This window comes from Paenibacillus sp. FSL F4-0100, from assembly GCF_037993005.1.
In the GTDB taxonomy this organism is placed as follows: Bacteria; Bacillota; Bacilli; order Paenibacillales; family Paenibacillaceae; genus Paenibacillus_AQ.
The window spans coordinates 1,477,095-1,497,636 of sequence record NZ_CP150303.1 but is presented as its reverse complement, the minus strand read 5'-3'; the positions used below and the strand labels follow the sequence as shown (position 1 = coordinate 1,497,636).

The 20,542-nt window shown below is 48.0% G+C and carries 13 protein-coding genes; 3 read left to right on the top strand and 10 right to left on the bottom strand.

Annotation, left to right across the window (positions count from 1 at the left end; all coding sequences use genetic code 11):
* The first annotated feature begins 26 nt into the window (after positions 1-26).
* Positions 27-1,244 (top strand): L-dopachrome tautomerase-related protein, encoded by a 1,218-nt coding sequence (locus tag MHH48_RS06550; RefSeq protein ID WP_076322804.1) that lies wholly within the window; start codon positions 27-29, stop codon positions 1,242-1,244.
* 181 nt (positions 1,245-1,425) lie between these two features.
* On the opposite strand, the gene MHH48_RS06545 is transcribed toward MHH48_RS06550, so the two are convergent.
* From MHH48_RS06545 to MHH48_RS06535, 3 genes are all read right to left on the bottom strand, one after another.
* Positions 1,426-2,388 (bottom strand): phosphotransferase, encoded by a 963-nt coding sequence (locus MHH48_RS06545; RefSeq protein WP_076322803.1) that lies wholly within the window; start codon positions 2,386-2,388, stop codon positions 1,426-1,428.
* 145 nt (positions 2,389-2,533) lie between these two features.
* Positions 2,534-2,716, bottom strand: a complete 183-nt coding sequence (locus MHH48_RS06540; protein WP_144023453.1) for a hypothetical protein — start codon at positions 2,714-2,716, stop codon at positions 2,534-2,536.
* 701 nt (positions 2,717-3,417) lie between these two features.
* Positions 3,418-4,914, bottom strand: a complete 1,497-nt coding sequence (locus MHH48_RS06535; protein WP_083659668.1) for a PQQ-binding-like beta-propeller repeat protein — start codon at positions 4,912-4,914, stop codon at positions 3,418-3,420.
* Positions 4,915-5,251: 337 nt separating this feature from the next.
* Between MHH48_RS06535 and MHH48_RS06530 the strand changes: the two genes are divergently transcribed.
* Positions 5,252-5,797 (top strand): cupin domain-containing protein, encoded by a 546-nt coding sequence (locus MHH48_RS06530; RefSeq protein ID WP_076322801.1) that lies wholly within the window; start codon positions 5,252-5,254, stop codon positions 5,795-5,797.
* Positions 5,798-6,003: 206 nt separating this feature from the next.
* On the opposite strand, the gene MHH48_RS06525 is transcribed toward MHH48_RS06530, so the two are convergent.
* Positions 6,004-8,610 carry a glycoside hydrolase family 95 protein gene (locus MHH48_RS06525; protein ID WP_076322800.1) on the bottom strand — a complete coding sequence of 869 codons (2,607 nt, stop codon included), beginning with the start codon at positions 8,608-8,610 and terminating at the stop codon, positions 6,004-6,006.
* A 72-nt stretch (positions 8,611-8,682) separates the two neighbouring features.
* Positions 8,683-11,463 (bottom strand): discoidin domain-containing protein, encoded by a 2,781-nt coding sequence (locus tag MHH48_RS06520; RefSeq protein ID WP_076322799.1) that lies wholly within the window; start codon positions 11,461-11,463, stop codon positions 8,683-8,685.
* A 285-nt stretch (positions 11,464-11,748) separates the two neighbouring features.
* Between MHH48_RS06520 and MHH48_RS06515 the strand changes: the two genes are divergently transcribed.
* Entirely contained in the window at positions 11,749-13,581 is a 1,833-nt protein-coding gene (locus tag MHH48_RS06515) for a glycoside hydrolase family 97 protein (RefSeq protein ID WP_076322798.1), read from the top strand.
* Between the two features lie 358 nt (positions 13,582-13,939).
* On the opposite strand, the gene MHH48_RS06510 is transcribed toward MHH48_RS06515, so the two are convergent.
* The 5 genes from MHH48_RS06510 to MHH48_RS06490 all read right to left on the bottom strand — a co-directional run bounded on the left by MHH48_RS06510 (position 13,940) and on the right by MHH48_RS06490 (position 20,432).
* Positions 13,940-14,116 (bottom strand): hypothetical protein, encoded by a 177-nt coding sequence (locus MHH48_RS06510; protein WP_179090635.1) that lies wholly within the window; start codon positions 14,114-14,116, stop codon positions 13,940-13,942.
* 477 nt (positions 14,117-14,593) lie between these two features.
* Positions 14,594-15,748, bottom strand: a complete 1,155-nt coding sequence (locus MHH48_RS06505; RefSeq protein WP_076322797.1) for a copper amine oxidase N-terminal domain-containing protein — start codon at positions 15,746-15,748, stop codon at positions 14,594-14,596.
* 117 nt (positions 15,749-15,865) lie between these two features.
* Complete coding sequence (locus tag MHH48_RS06500) at positions 15,866-16,951, bottom strand: YrpD family protein (RefSeq protein ID WP_076322796.1); 1,086 nt, start codon at positions 16,949-16,951, stop codon at positions 15,866-15,868.
* A 617-nt stretch (positions 16,952-17,568) separates the two neighbouring features.
* Positions 17,569-19,410, bottom strand: coding sequence for a sensor histidine kinase (locus MHH48_RS06495; RefSeq protein ID WP_076322795.1), 1,842 nt, complete (start codon positions 19,408-19,410; stop codon positions 17,569-17,571).
* Positions 19,407-20,432 carry a response regulator gene (locus tag MHH48_RS06490; RefSeq protein WP_076322794.1) on the bottom strand — a complete coding sequence of 342 codons (1,026 nt, stop codon included), beginning with the start codon at positions 20,430-20,432 and terminating at the stop codon, positions 19,407-19,409. Before MHH48_RS06490 ends, MHH48_RS06495 begins: the two co-directional genes overlap by 4 nt.
* Positions 20,433-20,542 lie beyond the last annotated feature (110 nt).

Below are 20,542 nucleotides of genomic sequence, written 5' to 3'. Positions count from 1 at the left end.
GCATGTTATCGGGAGGTCATACAAATATGCGTATACCGTATCATTCCATGGAGGACCAGTGGCAGCAGCCTGCCGCCCTTCATGATAAGCAAGCCCATAGCTATACAAGTCCGTACCAGATCCTCTTCCATTGGAACCGCCTGGACTGGAACTTCCCGAATGCTGCGATGAAGCAGCGATTCGAGGAGCATCAGTATTGGAAGCACTGCATGCCCGCAGGCGTCAAAGTGGACCTAAAGGGACGCTTCTATGTATCGGTGCCGCGCTGGGCAGAAGGGGTTCCCGCTACGCTGAATACCATTGTGATGGTGAACGGCAAGCCCGTACTGGAGGCTTTTCCAAGCTGGGAGTGGAATACACCGGGGGATGTGCGAATGCTGCAATCCATCCTTGGCTACGAGATTGATGAGCATCATCGGATGTGGATTCTGGATCAAGGAAAAATCGCATACGATACTTCGCCCGAAGGCTCGCAAAAGCTGGTCATCTGGGATCTGAACGCTAACCGCCTGCTCGATTCCATTGTCATTCCGGATGATATTGCCCCACCCCGAACGTCGTTCCTGAACGACATCGTGGTGGATAACCGAAACGGCTATGCCTATATCACCGATTCGGGCTCCGGCTGGCCGGACCATCCGCTGTATGGCGGAATTATCATCTACAATATGAGAACGAAGAAATTCCGGCGCGTCCTCGACAGTCATTACAGTACGCAGGACGTGACCCGATTCCGGTTTGAGATTGATACCGAGCCGGTATACCGCGACAAGCCGATCCGGATCGGCGCCGACGGCATAGCATTATCCGCGGATCGCGGAACTCTATTCTACTGCCAGGTAACGGGGCGCAATCTGTACGCTATCGATACAGGACTGCTGCGGAATTTCAATATTCCCGATTCAATCATTCGGAATTCCGTTCAGACCCTGGGCAGCAAAGGAACGACAACCGACGGCATGCATGCCGACAATCAAGGCCATATATTCTACACCATGCTCGAAGGCAAGGGGATCGGTTACTATTCACCGTACACGCGCTCGTTCAACAAGCTGCTGTCTGACGACAGGATGCTGTGGGTAGACGGGGTGGCTTTTGATCAATGCGGCTCCATCATCTTCAACAACAACCGCCTGCACCGCATGTTTGAAGAGCCGCAGCAGATCGACTGGGACGATCCTTACAATCTGATCATATGGAGAGCCTACATCGGGCAGGACGTGAAGTCCTATTTGTATGGTTGATGTTAAAGAAAAAAGGGTTAGGCAGATCGGGTGTTCATGCCCTCTGCCTAACCCTTTTGTTATATCTGCAACACTGGACCTCAATGACTGGCAACCTTTGCAGTCATTGACCTGCGTAAGCGATATGGTTGTCTGGCTCGATTATCCTAAAGCGACTGGTTCCTTCACTATGATCGGGCCCTTACCACGGCTCCCTGAACCCCTGCCTATCATTCTCGCAGATGCGCAACAACTTCATTCGAAGCCCTTCATACCAAGGGGGAACATCCGTCAAATCGCTGTCCTCCAGGGAACGCAGCACTCTGGCAAAACTGTACAGCCGCTCGAATCGGCGAAATCTTGAAAACTCCGCCTCCAGCTCGTGATCCAAGCTTCGGATAAAACGATACCCTCTCAGGAAAGCCCGTTTCTCATCCTCCGACTCGGTATCCGCAAGAGCCATCACGATATCCATCGCAAACCAGTGGTACATTGCATCGTCAAAATCGATAACGTGGAAAGAACGCTCCTTCGCTTCATAAAAGACATTATCCAACTGAAAATCATAATGGATTAAGCCATACGTCTGTCTCGACGATGGCATGAACTGCAGCCAGAGACTAACCCGGTGAAGCTCCTCAACAGCATCCTGCTCCTCGGGATGCCGCTGCAGCACCTGATCGATCATGTGCAATATGTCCTCTGCGCTTCGGCGTCTTACAGTTCCAGGTTCGTATTGGCTGGATAACGTATGCAGCCTTGCGAGCGATTTCCCCCAGTCCTTGAACTGGGTGGTCGTGAGATTGCCATCTAATGCAATCCCTGCAGCAGCGGAAAACACAACGCCGTGGTAATGTCCCTCGGATGCCTGAACCGTTTCGATCCAATTCCCGTTCACGGAAGAAACCGGCGCGACAGAAGGATATCCGTTCTTTACCAGATACTGCATAAATTCCAGCTCGGCCATCACCTGTTCGATCTTGCTCTCCTCTTCATCATTAAACCTGAGAAAATATCGATCTCCGCTATGGTTAAACACATACACAAAGTTGGAGCTTGCCCGCCAGAACTTCAATGTGTCCTCGTCAAACTCCCAGTTGCGGATGAGTTCGTGGGCTACCTTGTCTGCCATTAATCCGCGAACCATCGTTGTTAACTTCATCATCTACTCTTTTTCCTCCCACTACAGCCTGAGAGGACTTACACTTCGGCTTTAGTAACCAGCCCTCTCATCTGTACACCATTGTGAATATGAATCGTATTCAACAACGTCACTTCTTTCCGCACATAGACGCAAGCATGAGTCTTGCCTAATAGGTATTGTACAGGAGCCATATGAGGAGTGGATGGGAGAGAATAAGTATAGGGGAAAAATACGAAATGAAGTTATTGGACCCCGTCATCTCGACATCCAACTGATACGTATCTTTAAAAAATTGAATGGCTTCGGACTCCGCCTGAGATAATAATTCCTGTTCTTTCGGGCTACTCACGTTCTGACATCCTCCAATAAGTATAATAAGGACCAGCCACAAGCAGACTGTCCGCATCTGCAATCGTGCCATACAATCCTCCTTTTATAAATAAAACCGATTTGTCCTATAGTTGAAAAAGGTCTCCAACACCTCTCGATTCATTAAACACTATTATTGATAATCACTAATCTTATTCTGTTAAAGCAACCAATCCTGCAGATGCTAACAAACAGCGAACATGCAAAAACAGACCTCCTCATATAGCCCCCCCATAAATCATTGATTTATGATAGTTTTCGACGCTTGATCTTTTTACATTTTTCGGCCATGTCGTCGTTCCTTTCTGTTTCGAGGTGAAACTCCTGCTGTCACTCTAACCAATCATTCAATCCATTTCATATAACACCACGCCCCTATTAGAAAATAAAAAAAGCCGCTCCAAAAAGGAACGACTTCGGATTATATATTCAATTCTTATCTGCAAAGAGATCCGTCAGAGCATTGCGATCGTGCCGGCCGCAGCAAAAACGCTGCGCTCTTTGCTTTAAAAGCATCTGTACTTAGTAACTAAAGAGGAAGAACAAAACCATTTTACTGTTGGTTTAAAAACGGAGTCAACATTATCAATTCGGAAAAAAGCTGACTATCCCTTCAATCCTTCCCATTTTCAACATCGTGCTCATTAATTCAAAAGCCGTTGTCAGGCAGCGGCCAATATTCTAATATTCATTTACTTCAAAAGTGATAATCTTATCGAAAACAATGTAGTCCTGTCTCTGTTTGAATGGTCCTTTATTATTATCGTGCTTATTAATCGCAAATGTTATCGGGCCAGTACCTGCAGCTCTTCCTTCATACCAGCTAATAAATTGCTGTACTTCTAGCATAGAAAGGTCATATTCTTTCTCAGTTCCATTACTTAATGTTAGGACGAAAATTGCACGTTCACCTACTGGCTCTACCGGCGGTTTCGGCTCTTCTGGATCAGTAGGTAGCTCATTATCATCAAGGTCCCCACCTATTGCGTAAATTTTACCAGTAGTGGTCTCAGAATAAATTGTTCCGTCCTCACCAATGGCCAAGGAGCCACCTGTTACCGCATCATCCGTTTGAACAGCCCATAATTGATCCCCTTGGGAATTAAGACATATTACGTAATCACCATTCGTGATATATATTTTATTATTCTTATCAATAATTAGTGAGTTAACAGCTCCAACTGTATTAAATGTCCACTTTAAATTTCCGTTTTGATCAAGAGCAACCAAATTATGATTACCATTAGTTGCGTAAATCGTACCATCTTTCCCAACTACGGGTTCAATTAATTTCCGAGTTGATGAGTTAGTTAATTTCTCTGTTTGATACGTCCATTTTAAGGTTCCATCAGGATTTATAGCATGTATAGATCCAACACTATCAACTATATAGATCACACCTGATGAATCAATAGCTGGGGCGGTTCTATTACTACCGCCGTTTGTGAAACTATATTCCCATTTCTTTTCTCCATCTAAGGAGTTGTATGCATGTAAACCAGCATTATTTTTAAAATAAAGCACTCCGTCTTTAGAGAGGCTAATTTGACTATTATTACTCAACGTGATCTGTTTTGACCATTTAAGTGTCCCGTCAGAATTATAAGCAGCAATACTAGGGCCCGAAGCAGATATCATATAAATAATACCGTTGACATCGATAACAGGCTCAGTGAAGTATTGTCCACTGCTTATTGTTACTAAATTTATAACCGAACCATTGTCAGGGCTAAATGTATTTAATTCATTTCCAACATGCATAACAATGTTCTTGTTACTGTAGATTGAAGGTGATGATAAGTTCATACTTAAATCAGAAGAGTAAACCCATCTTTGATTTCCATCTGGCGAAATGGAGTACAAATTTGATTTGGGAGTCCCCAAAGCTGAGTAACTAGTAGACAAGAGGTTTCCTTGATCATCTATTACTATCGCGGCTCTCCCTGAACTAGCTTTTTGAAAAGTCCACTTAACATTCAAGTTTTTTGTTACACCAGCAAATCTTGAATTCATGTCCCAATTAAAACCTAAGGGTTGCACTGCTGATGTATCATACACTCCTTGTTGATATCCAGTACCTTGAGTAAAAGGTGTACTTGCAGCGTTAACCTGTGTTGTTAATACTGAGAAGAACATTATTAGTGCAGTAAGAAATAGAGTTCCTTTTCTTAGTTTCAAAACTCCTTCATCCTCCCATTATTTGAATATATTATATATCGGATAGTTCTATAGAATTATTAAACTCAGTTTTTTATGTCTATATACCTAGAAAAAAAGACGAGAAGAGTTACGCCCCGGTCATATGCCGCATTCATGCAGCCGTGCGTGTCATTCTCGCCTTTTTCTATGGTTACATCCTATCACGGAAAAACCGTCATGTGGTGCTCAACTTAGGGTCGAGTTAAAGTCAATTTACTGTATAATCCATAGGCTCCAGCCCAATTTCGTCTCCTCTAAATAGACAACTGCATAGGAATAAAAAGAAGATTACGAAACCATGTAGAGGAGAATGAACATGTACTGTTATCCATACCACCCTTATCAAGGGCACAATCCTACGTATAACTACTGGAATAACCAAAATTGGAGCAATTATTTGAGTCCTCGTTATATGAGTTGGGATAATAGTAACTGGAATCGTTTTAATGAAAATATGAGCTTAAAAGATTATGGAAAAAGACCACTCGTGTTGAACATTGATCAAGCAACTAAACAAAACAATACTTACCGAACCGCTTTATGGACAGGGAATCACTTTCAAGTAACCCTAATGAGCATTAATGTTGGAGATGATATTGGACTAGAAGTTCATCCCTCAACCGACCAATTCATACGTATTGAACAAGGTCAAGGACTCGTTCAAATGGGCAATAGTAAAGATAATTTAGATTTTCAACAGATGGCCTATGATGACTATGCAATCATGGTGCCTGCTGGAACATGGCACAATGTAACCAATACGGGTAATGTACCACTAAAAATATACGTGATCTATGCTCCTCCTGAACACCCATACGGCACGGTTCAAGAAACAAAGGCAGATACCATGGCTGCTGGGTAAAATATTGGATAGCAACATTAATTAAAAACAGCTGCAAATTGACATCTTAATTTGCAGCTGTTTTTTTTCCTGTAAAAACTCCACATTATCCTGCTCAAAAAAAACCATCAATTTCAATGTATTAGCCGTGCTCTCTGTGCCATCAGCTATCTTCCTGCGAATATTTGTTCCCTCACAGATAGATTCTCCATTCTTTTAGATTAAATTTATTCTTCAACGTCTTTATATGTCTCCCCCACAGACCTTCTCCAGCTACAGCTGGCACCCTGCTGCATCAAGAACGAGTAGCAATATGCCCCTCCGGATATGGTGGTACTCGTCAGCGTAACCTCTCCAAGCTGTTTCTCCACTATGAGGGCAAGCGGTGAACGGGAACATACCCTGCATTCGCCCGCCTTGTCGGCTCGAATCTTCACCTCGGTCAGTTCACCTTCCTCCCAGCACATGTCGACAACAAAGCCGCCCCGGGCACGAAGCCCCTTCACCTTGCCGCTATTCCACTGCGGGGGCAGGGCCGGGAGCAGCCTTAACTCTCCCGTGTGCGACTGCAGCAGCATTTCGGCAACGCCGGCAATCCCGCCGAAATTACCGTCGATTTGAAAAGGCGGGTGGCAATCCAGCAGATTCGGATAAGTTGAAGAAGCCAGCAAATTCACAAGATGCTCGTGCGCTTCCGCGCCCCGCTGCAGCCTGGCATAGTAATTGATGATCCAGGCCCGGCTCCAGCCGGTATGGCCGCCGCCATTCGCAAGTCGTCGCTCCAAGGTCTTGTTCGCTGCCTCGGCAAGCTCAGGTGACTGAACGGGATCAATTTGCTCTCCCGGATACAGGGCGAACAGCTGCGAGATGTGCCGGTGTCCGGGATCGGCCTCCTCGTAATCATCCAGCCACTCCATGATCCCTCCCTGCCTTCCAATCCGCGGTGCCGGAATTTCTTGCAGCGCGGTTTGAAGCTCTTCAAGGAAGGTGTCCTTATCTCCGACAAGCTGGCCTGCCGCAAGACAGGCCCGGAACAAGGCCGTCGCAATCTGCGCATCCATAGCGGGTCCCATGCAGAGGCTGCCGACGGCTCCGTTCGGAAGCACAAATCGGTTCTCCGGCGAAACGGAAGGTCCGGTTATCCGTCTCCCTTCCTCATCCACGGTCATATAATCCAGCAGGAATATCGCCGCTTCCTTCATGACTGGATACGCTCGTTCCTGCAGGAAATTCGCATCCCGGCCAAACCGGTAATGCTCCCATAGATGAAGGCACAGCCAGGCGGCTCCCATCGGCCATACGGTACAGGTCATCAATATTCCTTCAGGCCGGGTCTCTCCCCAAAGATTTGTATTGTGATGCGCTGCGAAACCACGGCAGCCATACATCTCGCGAGCCGTGTCCCGGCCATTCGGGAGCATGCGGTGAATCAGGTCGAACAGCGGCTCGTGGCATTCCGCCAGGCCCAGCAGCTCTGCCGGCCAGTAGTTCATCTGAATGTTCACATTGATCGTATACTTCGACTCCCAGGGCGGGGTGAAGCTGTCATTCCATATGCCCTGCAGGTTCGCTGCGAGAGATCCGGGTCTGGAGCAGGAGATGAGCAAATACCGCCCGTACTGCACGTATAACGCGATCAAGTCGGGATCACTGTTCTCCGCAGAGGCTCCTTCCCTCTTCACTCTTTCCTGCAGCAGATCCAGCCGCTGATCGGTAGGCAGGGATAACAAATCGTCTTCTGCTCGCTTTGAAATTTCAACTTGATCTGGACCGACAACGCGATCTATCCCCTTCGGAATGTCAACTTCTCTTTCGGTTAAGCCCGCTCTATTCACATCCTTCTTGCTGGAACCGAGAGTTAGCGAAAACCGCTCAAACTTCTCCCGATACTCCTCCAGATGACGGCTTTTCAACTGTTCGAACGACATGCCTGCCGCACGATCCAACTGCTCCAGACATACCTGGCCCGGCTGCTGACACCGAAAGGTCGTCTGGGCTGACAGCAGCAGCGTAACCGAATGCGCGCCTTCAACCGAGAGAAAATCACCGATGGTTCGTACGCTTCCTCCCACAGCGACAGCACGCAGTGCCGTGCAGAAGGAAATGCCGTCTGCGCCGCATTCGCCCTTCATCAGCAAGGTATCATGCCCTAACGACTCTGTTCCGCTGTCAAAAGGACGGCGCATCAGGTTTGCCGCAAACGTCAGCGCCCCGGGCCGATCGGCAGTTAGGCGAATCACCATCACGCCATCCGGCGCACTGACAAAATACTGCCTGCGATAGCCTATGCCGCTCGAAGAATAGGATACGGTCACCATGGACCGCTCCAAATCCAGCTCTCGCTCGTAATGCTCCACCGCTTCCTCGGCATCCAGGAATTTGAGAAGCAGATCGCCCAGCGGCTGGTAAGGCTGCTCGTATTTCGGGGATGAGGTCATCGCCATCCGGGCCAGATGCTCGGCCTCGGCCTGACGTCCATCCCGCAGCATCTGCCTGATTTCGCTCAAATATTCGGTGGCGTCCGGGTTGGCTCCCCTTCCCGGACCACCATACCAGAGGGAATCCTCGTTGAGCTGCACCCGCTCAAGCAAGGTCTTGCCAAAAACCATGCCGCCCAAGCGCCCATTCCCGATGGGCAATGCTTCATTCCACTCGTCCGCTGGGGAAGCGTACCATAACCGCAATCGCCGACTTACAGACGTGTCAGGCTGCCGCCATGCGGTTTCATAACCTGCCGCTTCATTCTTGCCGTGCCGTAATGCATGCGGCTCCGCATGATGTCCGCCAAGAGAACGTTCCGTACCTCTTCCTGTTGTCTCCCTCTCCACCTTCATACACGACTCCTTTTTCGCGAAGAAGGGGACGATCAGCGTCTCCCCTGATAATCCCCTGTTCGCTATATATAATTAAGGCTGCTCTGGTATATCGATCGCACCGCCGCCCACAGGCGTACGGGCCAGATTATCCACCGCTTGCTGACCCAGACGATCCTTCAACTGCTGGACGAATAAACTCTGAATCGCTACATGCCGGTCGGCGTATTCCCAATAGCCGTCCTCACGCGGTCTTGAATCATAATCGTTTGGAACGAGCGGTTTCACGTTCAAACCGTCTTCCGTCGGGATGTGTCCGATGACATAGTTTTGTGCCGTTGGAGGCTTCTGCGCAACAAGCCCGCCCTCGGTATTCCACATGACGTAATTCGCTCCCGCCCAGCCATGTCCGCTGCCAAGCCATCCGCGGTCGCGGACGCTGATGCGCGCACTGACGTTGTCGTACAGGCCGCCGGTGGACCAGCGGTGGTGCGGCTCGCTTGTATTGTATTCGCGAGTGGCCTTATTGTCGTACATGACATTCGGTCCTTGTACGCGGCTCTCAATGACATAAGCATGACGTGAAGTTTCCGTATAATTGCGCTGTACCAGATTTAATTGCCCCTGGATGAAAAAGCTGTAACGACGACCGCCCGTAATCACGCTGACCATGTCGTACGTTTCGCTGTCCTGTACGGTGACCCATTTGGCCTGCCGCCCGACCTGCACCAAGGCGTAGGAGAAATGGTAGCCGTCCACCTCGCGCACCCAGGCATTCTTCACGCTGTTCATCATAATGAAGCGCTCCGCGTGTGCCTCATCGGAATAATACGGGGTATCCAGAACATCGTTATCCATCTTGGTATCGGTCTTGCTCGGATCAAAATCGGATATGGCGCGCATGTTCTCAATCCCAACCTGTTCGATTCGAGATTCATCCGTCGCCTTGAACAGCTTGCCTCCACCCCATTGACGTTCAATGGCATTCGCTAATGGAGCATCCACCGTAATTTGATTGCCATCGATGGCCGTAATAACGCGGTCAAAATCCAGATTGAACGGGGACCACTGCTGCGTTCCTCCGGTTCCTGGTCGCATGTAGATATGATCCATGCCGATCTCATGAATCCAGCGGTCATTCCCGATTCTTCGAACAATGACGGAATCGCCCACCTGATAGCCGGAGGCATTCTGCACATGGAACGATCGCGATCCTGCCGGAACATACAGATCCTGAATGTCCGTCTCCGTCCCGTCAACAACAGCGGCACCGTTCGTTCCACCGACAACAATCAAATTTCTGGCCGTTGTTCCCGTGCCGCGGATGATGGTGCCGTCCTCACTCTTGCCCTCACCCCGCAGCACGACCCCGCTGGACTGAATGTTCAGGGAACCGCCGACCAGATATGTGCCCTTCTTCAGCAGCACTGCCCCCCGGAAGCCGTCCGCATCACGAGGCAGCCGCGACACCTCATCAATCGCCGCTTGCAGCATCGCCGTATCGTCCCCGCCGGTCGGCTGTACGGCAATTCTCGCCTGAACGTCGGGCAGTTTCACACCGCCACCCATATAACCGACGTATGAGAAATCGATGATCCGGTTCCCCTTATAATCGGGAACATACACCATCCTTCCGTCTTTTCCGGTAAAGGCGATTTGACTCTGACCTTCAGGTATTCCTTTCTTGGGCATGACGGTATAAAACAAGCTGTCGAAGTAGGTTCCCCCGTCTGTGGTTTGAAAAGTCATCCGCACCTCGTACGTGCCCGGTACTTTCATCCCACCCGGAAGCATTATCGATTGCGTTACCCCCGCCTGCAGCGCCTTCGTGCCCAGCGAACCTCTGGATTGATCGTCCTTGAACCATCTGGCGGATACAGTTCCATCCCTATTCGGAGCGATGGTTACGACTGGCAGCTCCTCGCCCTCACCCAAGATCGCCGCCTCGCCAATCTTCTGGACCAACGCCTTATGCGTGAACGAGCTGAAGGCAATGTATTTCGCATCCTGGAACTCCTGATCATCCTTCACCACAATCCAGAAATCCGGTGTACGTATCCCTTGACCGTTGATGCTGGTTTCCGCATATAACCGGGTCGCTCCTACCTTGACCCCCGTTACCGAACCTTCGGAAGTAACCGCAGCGCTGGTTCCCACGGCGTGATATTGAATCTGGACTTGAGGCAGCGAAATCCATTCCCCGCTGACCCGTTTGCCGCGCGCCTCCACGGCAGATGTACCTCCAATGTCCAAGGTCAGTTCCTCATTGTTGGTATAAGGGGTTCCATCCGGCTTCACGAAGGCCAGCTCCGTTACATCGGACGGAATCCCTTGATCTCCATCCTGCATATAAAGCTCCAACTCCTTTAGCTGAACATTGAGATTTCGGCTTAGAAGCAGCGTTACCCGAATGTGGGAAGCGCTTACGGAATCAAACGTCATCACTTCCTGACCGTCCGCTCGAATGCCCCCATTTTTCGCATAGGCTCTGCTCCAAGACTCACCGTCACGGGAATAATCGATCTCGATACTTCCCAAATGATCTCCCCGATTTAAATCCAGGACAACCTGATTGAAGGACTGCTCACTCCCCAGATCCACCTGTATGAATACACTCATGTCCTCACGGTCTGTGCTCGCCGGCTGCCAGTAGGTATCACGGCTGCCGTCAACGGCCTTCCCGGCTTCACGCCCGCTGATCTCGGAACTGGCCGTCGCCTGCTTATTCCATGCCAGGTTGACCCGTTCCATCACATCCGGTGCAGCCGTTTCCCCCTGTATTGGCGGATTGCCAAACGAAAACAGCAGAATACCCAACAGCAGTATGAACCCACCTCTTCTTACCTGCCTGTTACGCTTGCGTACCTGTCTCATCAATCATCACCCATCCTTTGTCATATGTAGTGATTACGATCCACCCACGATTACATGATGCCCCCCTTTCAAACACCTCTTGATATGCTTCTATGATAAAACAGCCGCTGCTCGCCGGACCATGCCGTAACTTGCGGAATGGCCGTGTTTTTTTATGGAGTAACACAACGTAAGAAAACACAACCCGGAGCGAACGGAGCCGTATGCTAAGCCTCTGCATTGTCCGTTACAATGAGGCTGCAATGGATACGTCATTCTTGGAGCGACAAGGAAGGAGTTTCGTTTATGGATCATGAGTTATCCCAGTCTCTGTCAGCGCCGTTTCATGCACAGCTTCATTCACCTGACGGGAATCTGCATATCACACTGGAACAGGAGCATAACGGCCCCCTTTTTTACACGGTGATGAACAACCGATATCGCGTTCTTGAAAGGTCGCCGCTCGGGCTGATCACCGACCAATACAAATTTCAGCAAGGCATCCGCATCCAAGGGGTTGAGCACAACACGATCACGGAGCGTTACGAGCTTGTGACCGGCAAGCAAAAATCGCAGTCTTACGAAGCAAACGAGTTGGTGCTTCTGACTTCGGTAGAGAATCATCAGGTGAGAATCCGTTTCCGTGCTTTTCATGACGGCGTCGCATACCGGTATGAGCTGCAAGGAGAAGGGGATATTCGTTTCGAGAACGAGCTCTCCGGCTTCCATCTGCCGGAGGACCGAATGCTCAATGTCTGGGCTCAGCCGTTCATGCGGTGTTATGAACGAACCTATGACCATGCCATGCCGGATCATCTTCGGGGAGGGCATTTCGGTTTCCCGCTGCTGGTCCAATCGGCAGGGGATCATTGGCTGCTGCTGACTGAAGCAGCTGTGGACGGGGGGTATGGCGCCAGTCATCTCGAAGCGGATGAGCAAGACGGCCGGAAGCTCCGCATCGCTTACGCCCCGGATCAGGAAACGCCGATTGCCGCCAAGCTTCCGCTCTCGACGCCCTGGCGTGTCATGATCATCGGATCGCTCAGGGATCTGGTGTCTTCATCGGTAACGACTCACTTATGTCCTCCGCCCGTGCTGGAAGACACCTCTTGGATCTCTCCCGGCAGAGCGGCCTGGTCCTGGTACGCGGAAGGCGATTCCTGTGGCGATATGGACATTCAACGGCAGCATGTGGATTTTGCCGCGGGGATGGGATGGGAATACAGCGTTGTGGACGGCGGCTGGGAGGGTGTGCTGGATGCGCCTCAGCTCATCCATTACGCGAAGGCGCACGGCGTCGGCATCTGGTTGTGGACGCATTATAAAGGGCTGAACACGGAGGAACTCCGTGAAGAGAAATTACGCCTGTGGGCATCTTGGGGTGCCGTTGGCATCAAGGTCGACTTCTTTGACAGCGACAATCAAGAGACGCTCCAGGTCTATGATGCCATTGCGGAATCCGCTGCCAGGCATCGGCTGATGGTCAATTTTCATGGATCCACCAAACCAAGCGGCGAGCACCGGACATGGCCACACGTGATGACAAGAGAAGGCGTTTACGGTGCGGAATACTACCGGGCACAGAGTGAAGGGCCTAATGCGGTTCATCTCTGTACCTTGCCGTTTACGCGGAACCTGATCGGGTCCATGGATTTTACGCCGGTCACGTTCAGCAGGCGGACCACGACGACCCAAGGGCTTCAGCTGGCCCTGGCCATCCTCTTCGAATCCGGCATCCAGCATTATGCCGATGCGATTTCCGTCTTCGCGGATCATCCGGGCAAGCCGCTGCTGGCCGCCGTTCCCGCCGTCTGGGATGAGACGCGGCTCCTGGAAGGTTATCCGGGCCGATTCGTTACGATAGCAAGACGATCGGGTACGGAATGGTTTGTCGCCTCCATTTGTGCTGCCGGAGGACGAGACGTTCAGATTCCGCTGGATTTCCTTGAAGATAACCAAGCCTACCAAGCCGTGATCTATCAGGAACAGGCGGAAGCGGACGAATATCGATATCGTTCCATTCTTCCTCCCATTGAGGTCCATACGGAAACGTGCAGCGCCAAGGATACCATCATACAGCGTTTAAAAGTGTATGGAGGTGTATCCATCCATCTCACGCCGCAAGCCAAGAACAAGTAATACCAATCAGTCTTGCGGGATAAGAGGGGTAGTCTTTTGATTTGTCGGAACTGTTATATTGGAAAAATGAGCGACGGGCGTGGCACTTTGGTGGTGGTAGCATACCACTTACCTAAATCTAGCTAACCTATCTTTATATCAGTCTAAGGTATTGAGCCAACGCCCACGATTAAGCAGGACATTCTAAAATTATTTGGATTATTGGTAAAAAAACTAGTTACCCAATTGCAACTCAAGAAATTAAAAACAAAAAACATAAATTCGAAATCACATGGTTATATGCAGTTTTCTTATGTAAACATGTCGCTTTCAGCCTCAAAGTTTAATATAAGTAAACTAAAAAACAATTGAAAATGTATTAATTGTAAATGGATTCCACCTCCTGTAATGTGAATGAACCCCAATCCACTGCATTGCTATACGCCTCATTGTGAGCAATAACAATGACGGCAAAAAGCCCAGGCGGATAATGAGAGGGTTCGAGTGCTGCCGGCAGATGTTCCTTTAGTTTTTCCAAGTTGATGTTTATACTCATTTTTTTCTTCCTCCTTGTTTTTAGGAAAAAAAACCGCGGAAAACAAAAAAAGCATACCGAAAAAGCATACTTGTTGTTCTCTGCGGCTAATTTAGCCTACATATTTATAGACGACATTATGTCATACACACCCGCACTTCAGATGGTTATAAAGAATTGATGGGTCGACTGATACTCATAGCAAACAGGCGTATGATATTCCTCTGATAAGTTTGTACGCACACAGCAATGTGTTGAATTTAAAACAATTCATTCTTTTCTCTGTGCTGGACTAAAAATGCACCTCCTAGGATTACATCGGATTTACTCAAGAATTTTCCAATGTCTATTCTAAAAGGTGCGCTTCAGTAAGACGGTGGTCTTTAACCAGCACCTAAAAACGAGCAGGACATTCAAGGTTCTTTAGAGAGAGTTAGTTTCAAAAATTTTGAATAACATCTACTGAATGTTTAATGTTTAAACATGTTGCTATGTTACCTACAAAGCTAATTTGTACGTATTTATTTTATCGTTCTTTTTACTTTTATACTTGAACAATAAATCCCCGCGGCTGTCTACCTTATCAAAAAGAACGATATGATCGTACTCCATTTCATTATTTCGATCAAGTCCTGCTTGAATCAGATAGTCTTTCTCAAAAGCAGGAAGTTCAATAACCTCATGAACATAAATGGCCTCTTTCGCTTTAAAATCATATACAATAAGGTGCTGAGAACTGTATTCCCTTAGAATCATAAAATCATTATTGTACTCTTCGATCATATAAACTTCGTCTTTTCCCATGATTTCCGTCAGGTTAAACGAAGATTGAATCTTTCCTTGCTGATCCAAAAATCTTGCGTTTTTACCATCTGTAATCAAAACCTGATCTTTTGCTTTTTGTATATTTGTTACGAGATAGTATCCCATGACTAGGAAATCACCTTGGTCTACAATCTTATCATTTACAATTAAAGCCTGCCCCGAGACCTTAACTGTTGCGGAAGGGCCTGAAATCTGGTTATAAGCAATGTACGATGAAGAATCGGATAATTTAGAAACATCGAATTTCTTTAAGATAGATAATTCTGTATTATCTATTCTTCCAATCTTAACTCCAGGTTGGCGTGTTTCTGCTTTACTTAGTACCCCTGTTTCAAGGTGAATCCAATAAGTTAATTCTTTATCACTACCCATTGCATAACTTCTAGACATGGTTAAATTTTTTGAATATGAATTCCATGAAACAGACTCTCCAGTGGCTTTAGCTACAAATTTTAACGGAAGGTATGTTTTACCATTTATTACTTTGGCAGCCACGTCTAGTGAGGTTTGCTTGTTATTAACATAAGCTGTTTTACTACCAATTGTTAATTTGATTTCTTTATTGACTCCATATAAGGACGCTGTTTTTGAACTCTGATCCCAGTACACTTTTAAGTTTAATAGATCGCCAACTTCTCGTATCGGTAAAAGAACCCTCCCGTTGCTTATAATTACAGGATCATTTAGATTACTAAGTTCTTTATCTGGTCCTGATTCCACTAATACTTCGTTTACTTTAACATCTTTTGCATCTGCTGCTTCAGTAAAACTGATTGTCAGTAGAATGAATATTGATAAAAAACAGACGATACCTCGTTTTCTTAACATGGAAAAACCTCCTTTTTTTTCAATACAATTACGTTAACGCTTTATATTTGGTAAAAGTTGCAGTCTCGAGAAAAAAATCTCTGCTCCAATTTGGGCAGAGATTTTATACCGATACAATTACTCAGGTAATGTTGAATCAACTATTATTGTAGCGCTATTCCCATTTATACTCACCGTGGCCCTATCAGTTGCATCCAATACTGGAGTTTTTGCTACGCCATCCAAAGTAATTCCACTAAATGTAGAACGTACTTTTCCTGGAGGATTTTCCCCACCTGCAATAGTAACTAGTAGCTTAAAATACACTTGATCAGTCAAATTAACTTTGTTTGTTTCAATAATGTGAATTAAATTCGTATCCGTTGAATCTGAACAGGAGGCATTTGCACAGACTGCTAACCCAGTTGTTTTTAATCGGACAGCATTGCTGATTCCCCTCTGTGTATCACTATAACTCCTCCAAAATGCAGTAGTAACGGTTCCACCTAACTTATACCCATTACTGCTATGTACTTTATCATAATCGGGTTGATTAGCCGCAGCCATACAGACCCCAGTTGAGTTAGGTTTAACACACAGCCGTGGTCTGAATCGAGCTTCGCCACTGGCGTTATTGTATGAAAGGTTTGCATCGACCTCAATAGTTTTATTTCTTAAGCCAGTGTAAATATAGGTGGCTTCATTTGGAGCTCCTGTAAGTTCACTAGCAGTAGGGAGCTTCCATTTAGATTCAAATAGGTTTCCAGTTGTACTATTAACTAAAATTCTCCCCCCAATTCCGTTAGTGATATCATTAGAAAACAGTTCCAGATCTGCTTGATTTGTTTGTTTGTTAAGGGTTTGATCTTTTTCTTCAACAATTAAACTATTACCGTATTTTGTCTCTTCGTAGAAGTATAGGTGCTCCTCATCATCAAAGTAGTAATTAAATATAACATCTTCAGTGGAGGTAGTTTTAACATCGGAAGAGGCTGAGTTATATAGTGCCTTCTCTTCTGTTGCAACACCTGCCGCTCTCTCAATTACATTTAAAAGTTCGTTTTCAGAAAGATTCAAATTACTAGGATTAGTTATTTCTACTGATTCCAGCGAGAAGTTAGTGGCACTATAAGCTGTAGTTTCTGAATCTGCATACATAGGTGCGCTTAAACAAGTTGTTAAGAGAATTGAAATGCCCGTTAAAATCACTTTTTTAAATTTCATAATGAACCTCCCCCAAATATTGGAATTACAAATACGAGTATATCAACGAAATTTAAGTTTAGCAAACATAATTTTTAATTAATTCATTTTATTGGAATATAATACACAAAATATATAATATGATAGTTTCATATGTCGTAATTATAGCTTTAGTTGGAGAATAAAGGTTTGGTTTCATGCGCGCGTCCCTAGCGTATGCTATGTTTTGAATGAAGTACGTAAGCCGTGAGAGGGGCGGTGATCAAGCGATGATTAAAGTCGTAGAAGTGCATTCAGATCAAGAGCCTCTACTTAAGGAGATTCCTTCTTTGTATGGAGAATATGGGAAAGAGCTTTTCGGATAATTGTGGCCAGATCATACGCTTGGAAATATTTATACCTGGCTATCGGGGATTCAACAGCTCCGCTCAATTTCACTTTGCATTTTGGGAAATCTCAGGTAAGTGTCTCTGAGCCAGCTGTTTGTGCTCACGTATGGGACACGGGAGACCGAGAAGCGTACGATGAATAAGTCCTTGCTGACGGAGAAGTAGCGGCCACTGCCTCCAAGGTTTATACTTTCTTGTCTCCTCAAAAAAGCACAAGGCCTGACCTCCAATCCGGAAGCAGGCCTTATGCTATGTACGCGGCGGACATGGCATGACCATGCGAATGGTAGTTCCTTGCCCCTGGCCTGCCGAGGTTAAACGGAGTCCGTAGTTCTCGCCGAATACCAGCTGAATCCTCCGATGCACATTCAGCAGCCCGATGCCGCCGGTACCGCTAAGGTTCAAGGAAGATTCAGGCACATGATTCACTTGGTCGTACTCGTAGGATAGCCGTGCCGCAACCTCTTGCAGCTGTTCATCCGTCATGCCGATGCCGTTATCCGTCACGCTGACCCAGAAGGAATCAGCATCGCATCCGGCAGTGATCATGATGTACTGCGATGCTTCGATGCCGTCCGGAAAGGCATGCTGGAATGCATTTTCAATTAGAGGCTGGAGCGTCAACCGCACCATTTTGTACAGGAGCAGCTCATGGGGAACCTCAACCCGCAGATCAAACTCCAGATCGTGCCGATGCTTCATGATCGTCATGTAGTTCAACACGTGCTTGAGCTCATTGGCGACCGTGATCTCCTCCAGCGACGTCAGCAAGGAGTACCGCATCATAAAGCCAAGAGAGGACACCATTTCGGTAATCTCCGATGAGCCTTCAACCTCGGCATAACACACGATGGTCTCCAGCGTGTTGTACATGAAATGCGGATTGATCTGGAGCTGAAGCGCCTGGAACTCGGCCTTTTGCCGTTCGATAATCGTCTTCTGCTGCTGCAGCTCGGTCTCGTATACCCGCTCGATTAGCTCCGACAGCCGGGTCACCATCAGATTGTACCGCTGCATCATTTCCGTCAGCTCGTCCTCGCGTTTAGGAAGCTCCAAGGGAATCCACCGCCCCTGCTCCGTCTGGCGCATCCCGCGGATAATCGTCTGGATGGGCTGGGTAATGGAACGGGTGAAACGATAAGCAAGCAGACAAGCAGCAATGAGGCTGATCAAGCCGATCGTCCAGACCGTAGAACGAATGCTGGCTATCGGTTTGCGCCACTCCTCCAGCGGCAACGAAGCAACCAGACGCCATCCGGAATAGGGAGACATCCGCGTCATGAACACTCTCTGCTCTCCATCGGCCGTCGTATATTTGAAGGATTCCTCGTCTGCGCCCATGATGGCGGCCGTCAGCTTCGGATCCTCGGCCGGAGACGAGGCTTCCTGCTCCAGTCCCTCAGGTTGATAGACTACATGGCCGCTGGCATCCGCGATATAGAAGTATCCCCGTTCGCCCAGATCAATTCCTTTCCAGAGGGAGGATAACTCCTGGGAACGCACCTCCATGGCCAGCACGCCTTTTTCCGCTGTGGAGGATAATCCCTTGATCAGTCTCGTCATGCGTACCACACTGCCGCTGCGCCCAGGTATAATACTCTCCGTATGTATCATGAGACCGCTTTCATCTTTCGTGGTATTACGGAGATCCGTCAGCTGCTTTGCTTTCTCCTCTGCACTGAATACCGGAGCCGTAAAATCAGAACCGAAGCTGTATGTGGCATGTCCGTTATAAGACAGGAGATACATGGTCAGCAGCTCGGGCCCCCGTTCCATGAGAGGACGGAATACCGTATCCTTGATTGTGGAGCTGATGTGATAGTAATCATAATGGTCCGCCGGGTTAGGTAAATCCACGAATTTCTTCAATTCCCGGTTGGTCAATAAGGAGATCATCGTACGGTCGTAGGATTTAATATACAGATCGGTATGGTTCAAGGCATTCTGCACGATTTGCGACATATGCCGGTCCAGCTGGCGGTCCAGCTCAGCTGATGAGCGCGTGTAGGTAACGATGCCGATCAACAAGGAAGTCAGCACAATGATGGATACAAAGTACAGAAACAGCTTGCGGTACAGTTTATTTTTCATCCGTTAAAGCCCAGCATCGTCCGATATTCCGTCGGCGTACGTCCCGTTACCTTCTTGAACATTTTCGTAAAATGGGGATAATCCTCGTAACCGACGTTCGCCGCCACGTCGATGATCCGCATATGCGGCAGGGCCAGCAGCTCCTTCGCCCGCTCCATTCGCCGGTGAATCCGGTACCTTACAAAGGTATCGCCCGTCATCTTCTTAAACATTGCGCTGAAATACGTCGGCGTATAACCGGCCATCTCCGCCACTTCCTCAAGGGTGATCTCCTCGGAGAGATGCGTGTCGATATACGATTTCACTTCATCCAGCGGGTTCTTGAAATTCCCCCACCGCTGCGTCACCAGATCGGCGGTCATCTGCTTGACCCTCAGCTCAAATTCGTTAAGCAGCTGCTCCTGCACCGTGTGGTGACCGATCGTTTCAATCACCGAAACCTCCATATACCCCTTCGAGACGAGACGACGGAAAATCATGCCCACCGCATCATCCAGCAGCTGCTGAAGCTGTGGGACACTGAGTCCTGCCGCTTGCAGATGCGCCCTCCAATCGACCAACAGCCGATCGAGCTGTTCGGTCTGCAACATCCAGATCTCCTGCCCGATATTTTCAATCCAATCGACATAGGAAGCCAGCGAGACAATGCCTTTATTGCGGTGTTTGACAATCGCGTCAAAGGTTTGGTGCAGCACCACGCCGGTGACCGGCTTTAGCAGATAGTGCTTAACCCCATAAGCCAGACATTGCTGCGCATATTGGAATTCGCCATAACCCGATATGACGATAATTTGAATATGCCCATACTGCTCATGAAGCTCCTGACACAGCTCCAGTCCGCCCATTCGGGGCATCCGGATATCAGTCAATAGTACATCCGGCTCGAATTCCTTAATCAGTGAGAGCGCATGCTCACCATTCACGGCCGTGTCAATGGCATCAAACTGCAGACGGTAAGTCTCCGCCATCTTGACCAGCCCTCTTCGGATTACAGGTTCGTCGTCAGCAATAAGCAACCGCATATCATTTTAGCCTCCTGTATGTAGAAGAATAAGGGATGAGGCAAACATCGAATGGAACAATAAGGTACCCGCAGCCGCTACCTGTAATGGTAAGACCGGCGGATACCTTG

What these genes read in the sequence shown, in the direction of transcription:
- MHH48_RS06550 (WP_076322804.1), top strand. Translation starts at nt 27, where the DNA reads ATGCGTATACCGTATCATTCCATGGAGGACCAGTGGCAGCAGCCTGCC.
- MHH48_RS06545 (WP_076322803.1), bottom strand. Translation starts at nt 2,388, where the DNA reads ATGATGAAGTTAACAACGATGGTTCGCGGATTAATGGCAGACAAGGTA.
- MHH48_RS06530 (WP_076322801.1), top strand. Translation starts at nt 5,252, where the DNA reads ATGTACTGTTATCCATACCACCCTTATCAAGGGCACAATCCTACGTAT.
- MHH48_RS06525 (WP_076322800.1), bottom strand. Translation starts at nt 8,610, where the DNA reads ATGAAGGTGGAGAGGGAGACAACAGGAAGAGGTACGGAACGTTCTCTT.
- MHH48_RS06520 (WP_076322799.1), bottom strand. Translation starts at nt 11,463, where the DNA reads ATGAGACAGGTACGCAAGCGTAACAGGCAGGTAAGAAGAGGTGGGTTC.
- MHH48_RS06515 (WP_076322798.1), top strand. Translation starts at nt 11,749, where the DNA reads ATGGATCATGAGTTATCCCAGTCTCTGTCAGCGCCGTTTCATGCACAG.
- MHH48_RS06510 (WP_179090635.1), bottom strand. Translation starts at nt 14,116, where the DNA reads ATGAGTATAAACATCAACTTGGAAAAACTAAAGGAACATCTGCCGGCA.
- MHH48_RS06505 (WP_076322797.1), bottom strand. Translation starts at nt 15,748, where the DNA reads ATGTTAAGAAAACGAGGTATCGTCTGTTTTTTATCAATATTCATTCTA.
- MHH48_RS06500 (WP_076322796.1), bottom strand. Translation starts at nt 16,951, where the DNA reads ATGAAATTTAAAAAAGTGATTTTAACGGGCATTTCAATTCTCTTAACA.
- MHH48_RS06495 (WP_076322795.1), bottom strand. Translation starts at nt 19,410, where the DNA reads ATGAAAAATAAACTGTACCGCAAGCTGTTTCTGTACTTTGTATCCATC.
- MHH48_RS06490 (WP_076322794.1), bottom strand. Translation starts at nt 20,432, where the DNA reads ATGCGGTTGCTTATTGCTGACGACGAACCTGTAATCCGAAGAGGGCTG.